Annotated in this window: 10 protein-coding genes; 7 read left to right on the top strand and 3 right to left on the bottom strand. The window is 50.3% G+C overall.

Going from position 1 to position 17711, the window contains the following annotated elements:
• Nucleotides 1–137: 137 nt before the first annotated feature.
• Entirely contained in the window at nt 138–3518 is a 3381-nt protein-coding gene (locus OIK42_RS13200; protein WP_273641181.1) for a PAS domain-containing hybrid sensor histidine kinase/response regulator, read from the top strand.
• Nucleotides 3519–3535: 17 nt separating this feature from the next.
• Here OIK42_RS13200 and OIK42_RS13205 read toward each other — a convergent pair whose 3' ends face one another.
• Both OIK42_RS13205 and OIK42_RS13210 read right to left on the bottom strand, forming a co-directional pair.
• The gene (locus OIK42_RS13205) at nt 3536–4183 is read right to left on the bottom strand and encodes a response regulator (protein ID WP_273641182.1); all 648 of its coding nucleotides are present in this window, start codon (nt 4181–4183) and stop codon (nt 3536–3538) included.
• Nucleotides 4184–4304: 121 nt separating this feature from the next.
• The gene (locus OIK42_RS13210) at nt 4305–6608 is read right to left on the bottom strand and encodes a TonB-dependent receptor (RefSeq protein WP_273641183.1); all 2304 of its coding nucleotides are present in this window, start codon (nt 6606–6608) and stop codon (nt 4305–4307) included.
• Between the two features lie 189 nt (nt 6609–6797).
• Between OIK42_RS13210 and OIK42_RS13215 the strand changes: the two genes are divergently transcribed.
• The 6 genes from OIK42_RS13215 (at nt 6798) to OIK42_RS13240 (ending at nt 13361) form a co-directional block, all read left to right on the top strand.
• The gene (locus tag OIK42_RS13215) at nt 6798–8093 is read left to right on the top strand and encodes a GntP family permease (RefSeq protein WP_273641184.1); all 1296 of its coding nucleotides are present in this window, start codon (nt 6798–6800) and stop codon (nt 8091–8093) included.
• 9 nt (nt 8094–8102) lie between these two features.
• Complete coding sequence (locus tag OIK42_RS13220; protein ID WP_273641185.1) at nt 8103–9296, top strand: E22 family MetX-like putative esterase; 1194 nt, start codon at nt 8103–8105, stop codon at nt 9294–9296.
• Nucleotides 9297–9313: 17 nt separating this feature from the next.
• Nucleotides 9314–10315: an extracellular catalytic domain type 2 short-chain-length polyhydroxyalkanoate depolymerase gene (locus tag OIK42_RS13225; protein ID WP_273641187.1), complete on the top strand. Its 1002-nt coding sequence runs from the start codon at nt 9314–9316 to the stop codon at nt 10313–10315.
• An 11-nt stretch (nt 10316–10326) separates the two neighbouring features.
• The gene (locus OIK42_RS13230; RefSeq protein WP_273641188.1) at nt 10327–11094 is read left to right on the top strand and encodes a 3-hydroxybutyrate dehydrogenase; all 768 of its coding nucleotides are present in this window, start codon (nt 10327–10329) and stop codon (nt 11092–11094) included.
• A gap of 109 nt (nt 11095–11203) precedes the next feature.
• Nucleotides 11204–12079: an NAD(+) kinase gene (nadK, locus tag OIK42_RS13235; protein WP_273641190.1), complete on the top strand. Its 876-nt coding sequence runs from the start codon at nt 11204–11206 to the stop codon at nt 12077–12079.
• A gap of 187 nt (nt 12080–12266) precedes the next feature.
• Nucleotides 12267–13361 (top strand): glycosyltransferase family 2 protein, encoded by a 1095-nt coding sequence (locus OIK42_RS13240; RefSeq protein ID WP_273641192.1) that lies wholly within the window; start codon nt 12267–12269, stop codon nt 13359–13361.
• A gap of 39 nt (nt 13362–13400) precedes the next feature.
• Here the strand turns inward: OIK42_RS13240 and OIK42_RS13245 are convergent, their stop codons facing one another.
• Complete coding sequence (locus tag OIK42_RS13245) at nt 13401–17330, bottom strand: S8 family serine peptidase (RefSeq protein WP_273641193.1); 3930 nt, start codon at nt 17328–17330, stop codon at nt 13401–13403.
• Nucleotides 17331–17711: the final 381 nt, after the last annotated feature.

Here is a 17711-nt window from a genome sequence, read left to right on the forward strand (position 1 = left end):
TTGAGGCTAGTAATGGGGGTGGTTTGAGCGCCTTCAAGGGTAACCACAATTTTTTTATGGTCGCCAATCAACGATTATTGTTGCCTGGGGTTTTATGCTAACTTTAAGCGCATCGAATTTGTGGGTATTGTGGGCTAATGCTGAGTATTTGGAGTGTTAGTGCAATCGTTCTGGTTTATCTTGCCGGATTATTTGCACTGGCCTTTTGGGGCGATAAAAAAATAGATAAAAATCAGCAGCACCCGGTACTGTACAGTTTGGGTCTTGGCGTGCACTGCACGTCCTGGGCATTTTTCGGTACCACCACCCAGGCCACCCACTATGGCTGGCCGGTGTTTCCAACCTACATCGGTATTACCCTGGTTATGCTGTTCGCCTTTCCGGTGCTGGTTAAAATTAGTCGCATTTGCCAGCAAAATAGCGTGAGTTCACTGGCTGACTTTATCAGTCTGCGCTACGGCCGCTCCAATACGCTGGCCGCCATGATTACTGTCTTATGTTTTGTTGGCGTGGTGCCCTACATTGCGCTACAACTCGACGCCATTACCGAAAGTATTAATCTACTGACAGCCGACGCCAGCAGTGGCTCAGGTACCGTAGGTTTGTACGTAGCCGCGCTCATGGCCTTGTTTGCCATTCTATTTGGTACCCAAACCTTAAGCCTGACCGATAAACACCCGGGCTTACTGGCCACCATTGCCTTCGAATCGGTAATCAAACTGGTGGGACTGAGCATTGTGGGTATCTATGTGTGTTATATTTTGTTTGATGGTGTCTTTGATCTGGTCGCCCAGGCGGCGCAACATCAGGCAGGGCGCGATATTCTTTATGCCGACAAAAGCTGGAGTGTATTTTTTAGTCATATCCTGCTGGGCATTTGCGCGATGTTTATTTTACCGCGTCAGTTTCATATGAATTTTGTGGAAAGTAACGGGGCCGGTGAATTAGCCACCGCCCGCTGGCTGTTTCCGCTGTACTTGCTGGGGATGACTGCCTTTGTACTGCCGATTGCCCTGGCCGGCAGTTTATTGCTGGAGCCATCCACCGCGCAATCTGACTCGCTGGTCCTGGCCATACCGCTACAACAAAATAATACCGCAATAAGCGTTATCGCGTTTATCGGCGGGCTCTCTGCCACCACCAGCATGATTATCGTGGCAACACTGGCACTGGGTATAATGATTGCCAACAACCTTGTTACCCCACTGTGGTTTAAGTTAAAACTGAAACAACAGTCGCAACACGCCATGCACGCCAGTCAGCTGTTGAATATCCGTCGCATCACGGTGTTAATCGTCCTCTCGGTGGCATTTTGGTACCACGTCAATATCAGTCAGTCAGCACCGCTGGTTAAAAGCGGCATTATTGCTATGGCGCTGTTATCGCAAATGCTGCCGGCGATGATGCTCAGCCTGTATTGGCGCAAACGCAGCAAAACCGCGGCAATTTGTGGCATGTTGGCCGGTTTTACCGGGTGGGTTGTTTGGATGCTCTATCCGAGCCTGTTGTCGAGCTATTACTTTAGTCCTATTCCCACTGACGAAATGCTCGCGCAAAGCTATGTGCTAAGCCTGATGATAAACTTTGCTGTCTACGTTGCCGTGGCGTTACTCTTGCCAACGTCGGTGATGAGTAAAAAAGCGCAGCCAGACTCCCTTTCTCCCCGCCCGGATGAACCCGAACTGGTGATTGAGATCAGCGATTTGCTCACTCTTACCGAACGTGTTCTGGAGCCATCATCCCATCAGGCCCTAGCCAGCCAGCTGTCGTCGGCGGGCGTCGCCAGCGGCGCCCACAGATATGCCAGTCAGGGGCTGTTAAGCCGGGTCGAAAAGCTCATGGCCGCGCAAATAGGTCATCCCAGTGCCCGCCTGTTGTTAACCGCCATCGCCGACTCGACCCGCAGCGAACTGTCTCATTTAGTGCACTGGGTAGAAGAGGCATCACAGAGCTTTCAGTTTAACCATGAAGTGCTGATGTCTTCGGTACAGCATATTCAGCAAGGTATTGTGGTGCTGGATCAAAACCTCGCGATGCTGGCCTGGAACGAACGCTACCTGGAGCTGTTTAATTACCCGCAGGGGTTTATTCAGGTGGGTATCCCGATTAAAGACATTTTGCTGTACAACGCGCAGCGCGGCCTGCTCGGAGACGCCGGTGACATGCAAAAAGAAATCGATAAGCGCGTGCAATACATGGCGGCAGGCAGTAAATATAAATACGTGCGAAAACAAGCCGACGGACGGGTAATAGAGTTAAACGGCAGCCCTCTGCCCGGCGGTGGATTTGTCACAACCTACAGTGATATTACTGAATACATACGCATTCAGGAAGAGCTCGAACACGCTAAAACCGAACTTGAAGCCAGAGTCGCGCACCGCACCAAACAGCTGGAAATGGCCAAACAAGATGCCGATAAAGCAAACGAAAGTAAGACTAAGTTTTTAGCCGCCGCCGGGCACGATTTAATGCAGCCGTTTAACGCCGCCACCTTGTTTGCTTCGATGCTGGTGCAAAAAACTTCAGGCTCGGAGCTGCAGTCACTGAGCGAAGGGTTGTTGCATTCATTAAACAGTGCGGAAGCATTATTAAGTTCCTTGCTTGATATGACTCGTCTGGAGTCAGGCCGCCTGGCTGTGCAGAAGGCTCATTTCCCATTGGATGATATGCTTGCCGGGCTTGTTAACGAGTTTCGTGTAATTGGTGAGCAAAAGTCGGTCGTATTGCGTTACGTTCCCACCCGCCTTGTTGTGTATTCAGATCCCAAACTGCTGCGGCGGGTAATTCAAAACCTGATCTCCAACGCGGTACGCTATACCGATACAGGCCGGGTCTTAATTGGCGTTCGCCGATGCGCCAAACACGCGGTTAAAATAGTAGTCATCGATACCGGGCCGGGTATTCCAGCCCATCAGTTACGAGAAATTTTTAACGAGTTTCGCCAACTCGACGACCGGCAAAATCAGGGGCTCGGTCTGGGATTAACCATCGTAGAACGGATAAGCCAATTGTTAGTGCACCCGGTTGAGGTGACCTCGCAAACGGGTAAAGGCACCTTGTTTAGCGTCGAGGTTGAGCGTTCCAATCAACCCATGCAACGCCTGGCACCGGATGTCAGCGACAACAATAATGAAGCCTCCCGGTTGCTGGCCAATAAGCATGTTATGGTGATTGAAAATGACGAGCAAATCAGTGCAGCAATCCTCACCCTGCTTTGCGACTGGGGCGCTCAGGTTATGCTGGCCAAAAACCTCGATGATGCACTGCGTCATACTACGGTGCCTGACTTTATGCTGGTTGATTACCACCTGGACCACGGTGAAACCGGTATAAACGTGGTCAATACGCTGCGCGCTCACTGGCACACCAACGTACCGGGCATACTCAACACGGCTAATCGTAATGACGGTGTTCGTGATGAAGCCCGCGAAGCAGGACTGCTGTATTTACCAAAGCCTCTTAAGCCTGCTGCGTTAAAGCGGCTGATTAAACAACATAAGCTGGCCGCCACATCCTGATTTACGCGCAGCCTGTACTATGAATCGTCTGTATTCATCATTTGCTTAAACAACACACCGGCCTTAGTACGGTTGATCACGTCTAATTTTCGTAATACCGCAGAGACATGCTGTTTTACGGTGGATTCAGAAATATCCAGTTCGTAGGCAATTTGCTTGTTAAGCATGCCATCAGCCATCATTTTAAGCACCTTAAACTGGTGCGGTGTGAGCTGAGCGAGCCGGTCAGCAAACACTTTATCCTGATGATTGTCGAGCCCCTCGACTGCTTCGTTAAGATTTTCGGGCAGCCATTGCTCGCCATCCAACACCTGATTAACGGCAGCAGCAATGCCGGCCAGTGGTGTTGATTTAGGAATATAACCACTGGCGCCCAGATTAATCGCCTTGCGGATTAAGAGCGGATCCTCTTCAGCAGAAACAATCACCACCAGCACGCTGGGAAACTGGGTGCGAAGCGTGGTTAACCCTGTCAGCCCTTCATTGCCCGGCATATTCAAGTCAAGAAACACCAGATCCAGCGACTCATCAGCTTCAATTGCACTGTAAGCCTCTGAAAAAGAGGCAACTTCGGTAATGTTATTGCCAACAATATCCACCAGAGCCTGACGCATAGCAGCGCGAAATAATGGATGATCGTCGGCAATTAAAATACGGCTTTCCACAGGGGTCTCATCTCATTTGTGGTGATGCATTTGCTACTTTAAGTGTAACCTAAAATCAGGCAGTTAAACACAAAACGGCCAGCAAAGGCCGGCCGTTTTATATAGCAAGACAAGCCGGTGTTTAGAACCGATAACCGACTGTCAGTGCAATAGTCATCGGGTCGCCGTAATAACCAATCAATGTGGTATCGCCGCCCAGTCCCGGCCCGTAGCTACCGTCTTCGTTTCGGGTGACAAAGTCGTAACCACCCACCAGGTACTCCTCATCGGTGAGGTTTTTGGCATGCAGGCCGGCATACCAGTCGCCTTCAATGCTTTCCCAGTTAACGCTGACATTGACCATGCCGTAGGCATCCTGCTCAATCAGATCGCTGGTTTCAAACAGCAGGTAGTCATCGCGGTAATAGTAGTTGGCGTTAAAGTTAAAATAGCCCATGTCAGTATCAAGCGCGTAACTTGCGGCCAGGTTCAGGGTATTTTCAGGTGTGCTGGCCAGCCCAATAAGGGGTGGTACAGCGTCGTTCTCTTTAATTTCAAAGTCGATAAAACCATAAGCTGCTGACAACGTCAGGTTGTCGGTCGCCACATAAGTCAGCTCCACTTCAGCACCGGTTGCCGCGGTTTGCGCAGCATTACGTAAACGCTGCTCCAAAGCCGTGGGGTCATCACTACCGCCTTCAATACCAATATACTGACGATCTTTATGATCGTAACTAAACAAGGTGACGTTAGCGCGGAAGTTACGAGTTACATCGCTCTTCATACCAATTTCGTAAGAATCAACCACTTCTGGGTTAACCCCCGGCTCGTTCGTGGTAGCGCGCGGGTTGAAGGTACCCGATTTAAAGCCTTGTGAATAGCTGGCAAAGAACATGGTATCCGCTGTCATTTGATACTCTATCCCGATCCGCGGTGTGAAGCGCGACCAATCCTGTACCGCTGGCGCATCAAGCACGCCATCACCATCGGAGTCGCTACCTAACACCTGTGGCACTAACTGACCGTCGGGACGAACGTAGCCGGGGACCCAGCCTGTCTCAGGGTAGACATTGTCAAACACCAGGCCGTTAAAAACCGTCGCCTGCTTTTCTTCGTCAGTGTACCGGGCGCCCACAGAGACCGAGAGCTGATCGGTAATATCGTAGTTTAACTGACCGTACACCGCCCAGCTTTCACTATTGTTGCAGCCGGCGACTTCACGAGTCAGGCCAGGCGTGGCAAATGCACTGCGCCCAAGTAAACCAAGAATGGCTTCGAACTGACCACAAGAGGTGCCATCGTAATAGTACAACCCGCTCACAAAGGTATAATTGTCACCCAGTAAATTGGCTTGTAGCTCGTGGGTGTCATTTTCATCTTCGTAAATGGCCGGCACATCAAAAATATCCAGCGCCGTGTTATCAAAGTCGATGTTAGTCGGTGAATACCCTTCACGATGCGAACCAATATATTTAAGCTCCAGCGCATCGGAAACATCATAACGCAATAACCAGCTGTAGCCTTCCAGCTCAACTTTGTTCCAGGTTGGTAAGCTGGTGTAAGAATCGTACACCGAGTCTGGCACCGGTGCGTCGGTTACCAGACTGGGTAACAAACGATAGCCCCCTTTGGCATTAGAGGTATCTTCGGTTTTATCCCAGCCCAGACGGAAGAACAAATCATCGGTAATGTGCGCTTCCAGGGTTAACCGCGCGGCCCACAGATCTTTGTTGTAGTTTTCGCGATTCTGTCCGTCCAGCGCGCTTTGTAAAAATTCACCGTAACCGTCACGGTTAAGGTTGGCGTAGCCAAATCCAAGGTAAACTTTATCCTCGATTAACGGGTACTGACCGGTTGCCTTGACGTCTTTCCTGCCATAGTTACCCACCGTACCCTCTAAATTAAAGGTCGGGTCGCCGGTCATGTCTTTGGTGACATATTTTACCGCACCACCAATGGTGTTTTTACCGTAAAGCGTGCCCTGAGGTCCGCGCAGAACTTCTATGCGTTGCACGTCCAGCAGGTCCAGTACTGCGCCTTGCGGGCGGGCAATGTACACATCATCAACGTAAATCCCCACACCCGGCTCGTATCCCCAGAGTGGATCCTGTTGGCCCAAACCACGGATAAACGCCGTTAAGGTGGAGTTGGTACCACGACTGGTCTGCAACGTGGTATTCGGCGAGAATTGTTGCACTTCTGTTAAAACACTGATGCCTTTATTGCCTAGTTCAACGGCGCCCAGCGACGTGATTGCCACGGGCACTTCCTGCAAACTTTCAACGGTTTTACGGGCAGTGACTTCAATTTTTTCCAGCGTACCGCGCTCTGTTTCTGCGTCAGAGTCTTGCGCCAGAACCGGCTGTGCGCCTATACAAGCAAGGGTTACAGCGGTTGCACACAGGTTACGTGAAAACTTAATTGTATTGCCGATTGTGTGTTTCATAATAGGGTGTCCCTTTTTTATTTAATCAGTTTCGTGTTGCTGAAGGGTGCGGTCGAAGTAACTGTAGAGTTTTTTAACATTTTCGTAACTAGTACCATCGTACTATGGGCAGAATTGAGTTTGCAGTTCACACTTTGCAACACTTCTGAAGATCTGCGGTCACAGATTTCAATCAAAGGAAGTAACGTTATGTTGAGTTTACTTGGTCTGGTTGGTGGACTGGGACTGCTTATTGTTCTCACAATTCGGGGGATGAATCTGTTCATTGCCGCGCCGTTGTGTGCTTTGCTGGTCGCACTCACCAATGAAATTCCGGTCTTTACCGGCGATATAAATTTTGTCGCAAGCTATATGGATGGCTTTTCAGGCTTCATTGCCTCCTGGTTTTTTATGTTCCTGCTGGGCGCCATTTTTGGCAAACTCATGGAAGACTCTGGCGCGGCTGATGCCGTGGCACGCTGGATTGTGGGCAAACTCGGATTTAAACATGCTGTCGTGGCCGTAGTGCTGGCCTGCGCCATTCTTACCTATGGCGGCGTGAGCCTCTTTGTGGTGGCGTTTTCGGTCTACCCCATGGCACTGAGTCTGTTTAAAGATGCCAATCTGCCGCGCCGCTTTATTCCGGCCACCATGGCCTTTGGCTCAGTGACGTTTACCATGACCTCCGCCGGTTCGCCGGAAATCCAGAACTGGATCCCCATTAAGTATTTAGGCACCTCCCCTTTTGCCGGCTGGGAAGTCAGTCTGGTGGTGGCGATATTTATGGCCAGCTTTGGCTACTGGTGGCTAAAACGTATGATCGGCAAAGCCATTGCCAATGGTGAGCATTTTGAAGCGCGCGACGCCGACCCACAAGTGCCGGTTCGCGATCTCCCTCACCCGCTGACCGGCTTAATTCCGTTGGTCGTGGTGCTGGTAGTAAGCTTTTTACTGCACGATTCTTTGTCACAACTGGCCCTGATTGTGGCGCTGTCAGCCGGTGTATTAACCTTGCTGGTGATTAACTTTCAGTATTTTCACGATTTGGCAAAAGCCATTAACAGTGGAACCACCGGCGCGTTAGTGGCGATTGGTAATACTGCCGCGGTGGTGGGGTTTGGCTCCATTGCCAAAAATACTGAAGCGTTTCAAACCACGGTCGAAGTTATGGCCAATTTACCCGGCAATGAATTAATTGGCGCGGCGGTCGCGGTTAGTGTGATTGCTGGCTTAACCGGCTCGGCCTCCGGCGGGCAGGTCATTGTACTGCCGCTCATTGGCCAACACTATATCGACCGCGGCGTTGAGCCGGAAGAACTCCATCGTATTGTGGCAATTTCGTCCGGCGCACTGGACTCTTTACCCCATAATGGGTACGTTGTGACCACCATCAGAGCCATTTGTCACGAGACCCATAAGGCGGCCTATGGCTCCGTGGCCGCGCTCACTGTGGTGGTGCCGCTGATTGGCCTGGCAATGGCCATTGCCCTGTTTAGTGTTTTTTAAGGAGTGACCATGACACGGATTTTAGCATTATGCTGGGTGTTGCTGTGGACGTTACCGGGCATCGCAGCGAACAACGATAGCCCGGCGCCACTGCTGACGACCAAGCAACGCTTTAGTATGCCGGTTTACACCACGGTTGGCGGGCGCACCATTAAATCGTTACAGGTTGGCTGGGAAAGTTACGGTGAACTGAGCCAGACCAAAGACAATGTGATTTTAATCACGCATTATTTCTCGGCCAATTCTCATGCCGCCGGAAAGTATCACCCCGATGATGCAGCGCCCGGGTACTGGGATGCCATTATAGGTCCAGGCAAGGCCATTGATACCAATAAGTACTTTGTCATCAGCGTGGATAGCCTGGCGAATTTAGGCGCCAATGATCCCAATGTGATCACCACCGGTCCGGCGAGTATTAATCCGGATACCGGCAAGCCCTATGGATTGGATTTTCCGGTGGTCACCATAAAGGACTTCGTTAACGTACAAAAAGCAGTACTGGAGAGCCTCGGGATTACCAAACTGCACGCAGTCGTTGGTGCCTCCATGGGGTCTATGCAGGCGCTTGAGTGGGCGGCCAGCTACCCGGATTGGGTACCACGTATGATATCGGTGATTGGCGCGGGTAAAAGCGATGCCTGGACCACCGCCGCCCTGGAGCAGTGGGCCATCCCCATCCGCCTGGATCCCAACTGGCAAAACGGCAACTACTATCACAGCCAGCCACCACTGGAGGGACTGGCGGCCTCGCTGATGCTCATTACCCAACAAGCGCTGCACCCGGACTTTTTTAATCTGCAGGGCGAAACGCTCGGTTATCAGCCGCTGGAAACGGGCCCGCTCAACGATATTCGCCAGTCACACAGCATTGTTAACTGGCTCAGTGAACGTGCCCACAGCCGCGCTGCGTTAATGGATGCAAATCATTTGCTATATTTAGTGCGGGCCTGCCAGTTGTTTTTAGCCGGGCATGGCAACTCGTTAACAGCCAGCATGCAGGCAGTGAAAGCCAAAACATTATTTTTGCCTGCCGAAAACGACTTACTCCTGATGCCTTATATGGCCGAGGCGGCTCACGAAGCGCTGTTAACCAATAAGAAGCAAAGCGTTTATGATGAATTAAAAGGCCAGTACGGCCACCTGAATGGCGTTGTGAATATTCAGCAAAAAGCCGCCGACATCAACGCATTTTTACAGAATTAACCATAAGGACATCCGTAATGAAACAGACAGCCAAGTGCACTATTGCTGCGTCACTGGTCATGCTGGCCGGTAGCGCATCGGCCAGCGATGACGCGCCGTCGTTGCAACTAGATACCCGCGCGATAACTGTATCCGGGCTATCCTCCGGTGGCTATATGGCAACCCAGTTTCACCTTGCTAACAGTGACAAAGTGGTGGGTGCTGCGATGCTCGCGTCGGGTCCTTATTACTGTGCTCAGAATAATATTGCCACCGCGCTCGGCCAGTGTGTGGATAAAGTAAATCCCCCCATTGACGTTAAGGCACTGAGCGCCAAAGCCGAGGAATTAGCCACCGCAGGTAAGATCCCGGCGCTGGATAACCTGCGCGGCGATAAAGTCTGGTTACTTCACGGTAACGCCGATACGCGCGTTAACCAGGCCGTATCTGATGCTTTATATCAACAGTATAAGCAATGGATACCCGCTGCGCAGCTGACTTATGTTAATGACAAGGCCTTCGCCCATGTGTTCCCCACAGAAGCCGAAGGCGGAAGCTGTCTGGATTCTGCCGCGCCTTACATTGGCAAATGCGGGTACGACGCAGCAGGCACATTACTCACCGCATTACTCGGTGAACTTAATGCACCGGATGACGTCATAACTGGTGAAGTCATTGGCTTTGATCAGCACGCCATTGCCGGCGACAATGCCAGCACTCTGGCGGAAGAAGGCTATGCGTTTATTCCTCAGTCGTGCAGCGAGGGCGCGCAGTGCCGGGTGCACGTTAGTTTTCATGGCTGTAATCAGTATGCTGATGCTGTGGATATGGCCTATGTAGAAAAAACCGGGCTAAACCGCTGGGCCGATGACAACAACCTGGTTGTGGTTTATCCGCAAACCCGAAAGTCGTTAATTATGCCCATGAACCCGCAAGGCTGTTGGGACTGGTGGGGATACACCTCCGCGGCATATGTCACCAGTGAAGGGCCGCAAATTAAAGCAGTCAATGCCTTTATTGACTTTCTTGCTACGCGCTAAGGATTATTTTCATGTCTTCGTATAACGTATTCATCACCGGTGGGGCCAGTGGTATTGGCTTTGGTATCGCCGAGTTTCTGGCCGCTAAAGGCCACACCATTTTAGTGGCTGATATTAACCTTGAGGCGGCAACCGATGCGTGTAAAACGCTTACTGACAAAGGCTTTAAAGCCAAACCTGTAGAAGTGGATGTTACCAATGCAGCGCAAGTCGCAGCGCTGCCGGAGCAACTTAAAGAGACGCCGGTTGATATTCTGGTAAACAATGCCGGTATTCAGCATGTGTCTAAAATCGAAGATTTTCCGCCTGAAAAGTGGCAAATGCTGATCAACATTATGCTGGTTGGCCCCGCTCTGCTTACGCAGGCATTTTTACCCGGCATGCGCGCCAATAACTTTGGTCGCATCATTAACATTGGTTCTATTCACTCAGTAGTGGCATCGCCATTTAAATCGGCGTATGTGGCGGCTAAACATGGTCTGTTAGGCTTTGCAAAAACCATCGCCCTTGAAACCGGTGATACCAATGTAACCATCAACACCGTTTGCCCGGCCTATGTCAAAACTCCGCTGGTAGAAAAGCAAATTGCCGCCCAGGCCAAAGAAAACGGCATCACCGAAGAAGAAGTTATCAATAAGATCATGCTCGAACCCATGCCGAAAAAGTCGTTTATCAGCCTTGAGGAACTGGGCGAGACCACCGCCTTCTTAATCAGCAATGGGGCCCGTAATATTACCGGTCAGACGATGATTTTAGATGGTGGCTGGACGGCCAGATAAACTTACTGCAAGCCATTTGCATTAAAAGCCGGGGTTATTCACTCACCCGGCTTTATTTTGTCAATTAGAGTATGGTAATGTCGCTCCAGAAAGTGGGGAAGACTCAAACATGTCATACAACACCGTTGGTTTAATCGGTAAAGCTGCCCACGTGGGCGCCCATGCAAGTCTCAATGCGTTAGCAGATTATCTGCGCGCCAAGAAATGTACTATTTTGGTTGAAGAAAACGTCGCCCAGGAAATGGACTGCGACGACTTTACTGTGTGCGATCTGGTGACCATTGGTAAACAAGCCGATTTGGCCGTTGTGGTGGGCGGTGATGGCAACATGCTCGGTGCCGCCAGAGTACTGTCCCGTTTTAACATTCATGTGGTGGGCGTAAACCGCGGTAACCTTGGTTTTTTAACCGACATTCATCCGGACGAAGTCGTACAACAAATGGATCTTATCTATAACGGTGAGACCATGGTTGAGCAGCGCTTTTTACTGGAAGTGGAAGTGTATCGCCATGAGCAGCTAAAGAGTAATAACTCGGCGGTAAACGAAGTGGTATTGCACCATGGTAAAGTCGCTCACATGACCGAGTTTGAAGTCTTCATTGACGGCCAGTTCGTATTTAGCCAGCGCTCAGACGGTCTGATTGTTGCCACACCAACCGGTTCGACGGCCTATTCGCTGTCTGGCGGCGGCCCCATTTTAATGCCGCACTTAGACGCACTCACTTTAGTGCCTATGTTCCCTCACACGCTCAGTAGCCGGCCGATTGTGGTAGACGCCAACAGCACCATTTCAATGCGCGTGTCAAAAGTCAATTCAGATAGCGTACAGGTCAGTTGCGACAGTCATATAGTGCTACCTGTGCTGCCCGGCGATGAGATCAGAGTGAGCAAAAGTAACGACCGCTTATCGCTGGTGCACCCCGCAGACTACAATTACTTTAACGTACTGCGTAAAAAACTCGGCTGGGGCAGCAAGCTTTTTTAAGCACACCCAATAACCCCTGTTACCTTGCTGCAAACTGGCGCTTATCGATGCTTCACACACTTAATACAAACTCTTACTGATGAAGCGATAGGCTTACCCGTGCAGACAAAGCATCCAGCAAGGAGCACATTTGACCGGGCTGATAGCGAGCACCTAATCACTGTTCTGGTTATGTAAATAATAGAGTATGAAAATCAAACAAACACTTTACCGGTTAAAACAACGACTGCTTGAGCGCAGTCATATTCTGCGTCGAGTGATACACCGGTGTACCAGGCAGCCACAGAGAGTAAAGCTTGTCGCGGTAGCCAAAAATGAAGCGGCGTACATTCCCGAGTGGATTTATCATCATTTATATTTTGGTTTTGATGACATTGAGATTTACTACAATGGCTGCACCGACAATACCGCCGCATTGAACACGGTTTTTAAACAGCGCAACGTGAAATTTATTTGTGCCGATGAGTATTTTGAAGAATCCCGTTACTCGCCGCAGATGGTGATTTACAAAAAAGCCCTCCATGAGGCCCGGCAACAAGGCTTTGGCTACGTACTGTTTTTAGATCTGGATGAATACTGGTTGCCCACTGACTGTCGGTCTTCGATACATACGGTAATAAACAAAATGCCCTATTTTGACCTGCTGTCATTTCAGTGGCGTAACAAGGTAAACGAAACCTTATTTGAAAACGCAGTGCCGCCAGCATTCACGGCAGAAAAATCTCAGCAGGTTAAAACGTTGTACAAAGCGTATCTGCGCCCTTTCAACATGAACCCGCATAATGCAGTAGATAAATACCTGATCCGGCGTCAGGAAAATGGACAGCCCTTCGCATCGGTCAACGCCTATCAGTCACGACTGTCGGAACACACCACGCCGGTAAATGCGTTTATCGTGCACCGTAAATACCGCTCAGAACAAGAATATGTTGCCATGCTCGGACGCGGCAGGCCTACCGGTAACTCAGGCAAGGTCTCACTGTTTAAAAATAATCGTCAGGGCTTTGAAGAACAGGCCGAACAGATCACGTATCGTTTTGACAACGACAGCTATGCCGATTATCACCACTACATGACCCACGCGCTCTCAGCGAGCAAAGTAGCTGCGGCCATTAAAGACGGGCAAATGCACGTGTTGCAGCGCTACCAGCAAGTTATAGCACTGATTGCCTCAGCGCCGCCACACGAAGCCGCTTTGCTTAAGCGGCTTCTACGCGGTGTCACCCTCAACGAAGTACAACAGGCTTACCAACAGTTTTTGGCAACGAATGGGTTGTCCTAGCGGAGCAAGGCGACAATCGCCTGCTCTGCACTATACAAATTAAGCACCACGGGTTTTGCTGCGCAGCCGCCACAGCAGCATCAGCGCCAGCATGATATTCAGGACGTAAACGCTACCGCCGCTTTTAGGGTTGGTGACTATCACACTAACCTTCGCAGCGGGGCTGACCAGCTCACCATCAGATACCGTGACCTCAAATTGCATTGTCATTTCATTGTCAGGTGCGGTAAACGTTATTTGATTGCCCTGTTGCTCAACATCAACAATGACTCCCGTGGTTTGTTGCCAGTTAAATTGCAGTGCAGTACTGTCAACATCCTGCGCCTGTGCAACCAGGGTGATTTGCTCACCCGGTTTCACTTCGTAACGGGGTTGAACAGAAACCTGGGGGGCATCATTTACCGGCGTTACGTTAATACTGACGGGCGTAGGAACCGAGTAATGACCATAGTTATCAGCCACTCTGTACGCCAGTGTATCCGCGCCATAGTAATCGTCGTTAGGAATGTACTGAACATTACCGTTAGCAATCGATGCACTGCCATGTTCTGGTGCCTGGGTGATTTCCAGGCTTCCGGCGTCAAAATCACTCTGTGCTGACACCATCACTAACCGGGACGTTTGATAAGTGCTACCCGCGTTCAAATCGGCATCGAACGTGAAAGCGAGGGTCCCGGTGTCGTTGTTTAATACGCCAATATCAATACTGGCGTCTTCAGCAATGGTAACCTGATCAGGCATGGTTGACTGTTGGTTGTTGGCTAGCCTGACGTCAAACTGAATAACAGCTTCGCCGGTGGGTTCGCTGTCTAGTTTTAAGGTGTAACTTTGTTGAGAAACGGGCACCGGTAATCGGCTACCCTGACCGTTAAAGTAATAGTTAACCCCAACCAGCCCTTCAAGATTTTCAGCGCCGATTGTGGCTCCCTGTGGCATGTAGGGAATATTCAAATAGTTAAACCAGATATTGTCGGTATTTTCTTCAATGATCAGTTGAAAGCTGAATGTCTCATTTTGCTCGGCCCCGTCGTCCATACCAAAAACAGACAGTGAGTCCCATTCCGCTATCAGATAGCGACTGCCGTTAACATTACGAATGGTGGCTCTTAAGCGCGCGCCGTTTTCACCCGTGTTGAATTCAGAATAGTTAGCCCATAATGGCGCAATCACATTATTTAACTCGTCCTGAGAAGGAAATTGACGACGATTGTCCATTGCAAAGGGATTTACCGCTACATTGCCGGGCATGGCAAACCCGTTGCTCGACAGTGTCAGTGCCGAATATGACTGACCATAATATTCAAAGTTAAAGTCCACGACATGGCTAAAATCAAAGCAGTTAGTGAGACAGGCAATAGCGGGAATATCCAACGAGGCTAACGTGGTCGAGCCCCATGGTGTAACGGGCGTAAGTTGCATAAAGCCTGGCTGTAAATTACCGGTCCATTTCAGGGTAGTTGTTGCAGCGTCAAATTGCAGTTGCTCGGTTTGGCCCCGGTTAACTGTCGCGAGCTGGCTATCGTCGATAAACTCCACATTTTCGGGCAAGGATACGCTGAGTTGCGGCGCCTGAGTAAAGTCGAAGTTGCGTACAACCGTGCTGATTTGAACATTGCCATCCACAGCAACATTAGCTGCCATGGTTGATAAGGCTGTCTTGTCGCTGTTGTCGTTAGCAAATACCGCAATCGGCAGATGCTGCGAGGCATAATTGGGATGGCTGAATATAACCTTACCAAACACCCATACGCCCGCGTCGACCAGTGTGGTATCTATTTCTATGTTAAGTTGTTTGCTGTCATCGGCCTCGCCTTTGGCGCCCAGCGTAATCATACTGCCTTCGCTTATAACAGTGCGGGCGGCATTGTTATCCAATTGAACCTCAACAAACCAGCTTTCCTCGTTGTCAGACTGATTGTGCAGCACATTGTTAAAGTAACACCGGCCAATGCACGCCGCATTGGCGTAGGAAGGTTTGCTAAAGGTTAGTTTGGCATTCAGCGCAGCGTCAAGCTGAACCCGTCCTGCACCGACCTCAAATGGCTTGGCTGTTACGCCGCGAAAAGTAACCTGCTGCGATGCCGTTGACGTCAGTGCGCTCTTAATATCGGTTGTTGTCCAGTCTGGGTGAGCCTGCTTAAGCAGCGCCGCTGCCCCGGCAATATGCGGAGATGACATGCTGGTACCGGAAATTAAGGTAAACACAGGCCCCTCTTGTGCTGGCTCTGTGGGTATTTCCGGATCAAAGGGATTAAAAGGATCGAAGGGACCGGGGCCTGCGTTTACTTCAGGCGCTGATGCAGAAAGTATGCTGGTGCCGGGCGCAGCAAGGTCGGGCTTTAAGACATTTGGATTGGCATTCGGCCCTCTTGAGCTGGAATCATTTAACGTGTCGGCAAATTCAGGGTCAATAATCCGGCTCACCTGCGACGCTATCTCAACGACGGAGTTACTGGCATGAGCCTTCTCAAATAAGGTGAGTCCGGTTGCCCGGCTGACGCCTAAAACAGGTACAGCATAATCCAGATCGTAAGGTGTAAAAGGCCCGTTGCTCTGCGAGTCAGGTACTGTGCTTTGATACAAAATAGCCACCTGACCGCCAGCCAATTTCACATTCTGCGCCACCGTTTGCATGTCGCAGTTTGCGCGGTAATCCACCAGCACCGCGGCGTTATTAAACGTCGCGCTGGCAAACGGGTAACTACAACCGTCACTCATTTGGGCACCGAACTCACTGAATGAGCGCAGAGGCAGAGACTGATCCTGCTCAAGACTGGTGTTTTTGCCCTGCACCGCCACATAGCTGTCACCATCAACGGTGAGTTTGTGACCAAAAAACCGGCCGTGCATGGTATTGGCTACGGTAATGCCCGACTCAATACAGCCCGGACAATTGATACTACCCTGATCAATACCGCCGTTATTACCGGCAGAGTTAACAATGGTAATCCCGAGCGCCTCCGCGTTTGCAAAAACATCGGCATACACCGATGATTCCGGGCTTTCCCCGGCGAAAGCGCCCCACGAGTTATTGATAATATCCGCGCCGTCATTCACGGCATGCTCCAGTGCTTCTAGCAGCATGCTGTCTGAGCCAAATGTACTGCCCTGGCTGGCGTAGAGGCCTTTATAAATCATCAGATAACTGCCCGGCGCTACGCCTGACAGGGTGGTCGAAACGCCGTTGTATTCGATATTTACCGGATTGCCTGCAGCAATGCCCGCCACATGACTGCCATGACGGTTAAGCCCAAGCGGGCTCATATATTCATTGCTATCTAAGCCGAATACATCATGCTCCAAAGGGTCGACCCAGCGCGCCACAATGATTTTATTGTTACAAAAACCCGGGTCGCCATCTGGCGCGCGGCAGTAATCAGGGTTTTCGGCTAAATACGTGTTGGATGACAAATCCGGGGCGTCAAAACCATCATCAAAAAACATCGGGTTATCGTTTCTGATCCCGGAATCAATAATGGCGATCTTAATGCCCTTGCCGGCTTCACTTTGCCCACCTACAACTTCCCAGACCTCGGGAGTGTTGATCAGATCATGACTGGCATCGAGGTGCACATATCTGAGGTGATCCTTATAGATTTTTTTTACCTCCGGATGTTGCCTTAAAGATTGTATTTGCTCTGCCGGGGCAACAACGGCAAAGCCGTTAAACAATGATTGAAACTGGTGGTGAACCTTGATGGCGGGGGCGGTTTGGCGAAGTGAACTGATTAATGCGTTTTGCTTAGCGCGCAATGTTTTGCGGTAATCCAGCGCTTTAACCGATAAGAGGTTAGGCCTGGACGCTTTGCCCGGCTTACTTTGCGTGGTTGCTACCGATTGCGCCTCTGCCATATAGCGGCTTAGTGTTTTATCATGCAGTTGCACGATATAACGCTGTGGCTGGATTGTCGCTGACGGATTATTGTCCGGCGCAGCATTTACTCCGGTAACGGCCAGCCAAGCTGTCATTGACAGCAGTATTAAGGCACTACCGGCAAGCCTTTGTCTGTCAACTATACGAACAAATATTTCCCGTACCACCTGCAGTCTCTCCTTAAACATATCATCACTTAGATTAATAAGTAATCGATACTACGAGACTCCAGTGGCACAAACTTTTGCAATTCGTTAAACGATGTAATTAATTGTAATCAGAACGATTGTTTGGCCATTCAGCGCTCTAAGTGCCATCTCAACGTTGTCAGCCTAACGTACCTAATACCCGTTTTACTCTGAGTAGCATCGTCAGAAACTGACGGACAGATGTTGACTCTTCTGCAATCAATACTGTTTTTGACATCACCAACGTGCTTCTCTTTTACTTGTTACATTTATACCGTGATGCAATAG

Origin of the sequence: Alteromonas gilva, from assembly GCF_028595265.1 — a bacterium.
Classification (GTDB): Bacteria; Pseudomonadota; Gammaproteobacteria; order Enterobacterales; family Alteromonadaceae; genus Alteromonas; species Alteromonas gilva.

Bases quoted from the DNA above. Each gene is read 5' to 3' on its own strand.
- OIK42_RS13200 (WP_273641181.1), top strand. From the start codon at position 138: ATGCTGAGTATTTGGAGTGTTAGTGCAATCGTTCTGGTTTATCTTGCC.
- OIK42_RS13210 (WP_273641183.1), bottom strand. From the start codon at position 6,608: ATGAAACACACAATCGGCAATACAATTAAGTTTTCACGTAACCTGTGT.
- OIK42_RS13215 (WP_273641184.1), top strand. From the start codon at position 6,798: ATGTTGAGTTTACTTGGTCTGGTTGGTGGACTGGGACTGCTTATTGTT.
- OIK42_RS13220 (WP_273641185.1), top strand. From the start codon at position 8,103: ATGACACGGATTTTAGCATTATGCTGGGTGTTGCTGTGGACGTTACCG.
- OIK42_RS13225 (WP_273641187.1), top strand. From the start codon at position 9,314: ATGAAACAGACAGCCAAGTGCACTATTGCTGCGTCACTGGTCATGCTG.
- OIK42_RS13230 (WP_273641188.1), top strand. From the start codon at position 10,327: ATGTCTTCGTATAACGTATTCATCACCGGTGGGGCCAGTGGTATTGGC.
- nadK (WP_273641190.1), top strand. From the start codon at position 11,204: ATGTCATACAACACCGTTGGTTTAATCGGTAAAGCTGCCCACGTGGGC.
- OIK42_RS13240 (WP_273641192.1), top strand. From the start codon at position 12,267: ATGAAAATCAAACAAACACTTTACCGGTTAAAACAACGACTGCTTGAG.
- OIK42_RS13245 (WP_273641193.1), bottom strand. From the start codon at position 17,330: ATGACAGCTTGGCTGGCCGTTACCGGAGTAAATGCTGCGCCGGACAAT.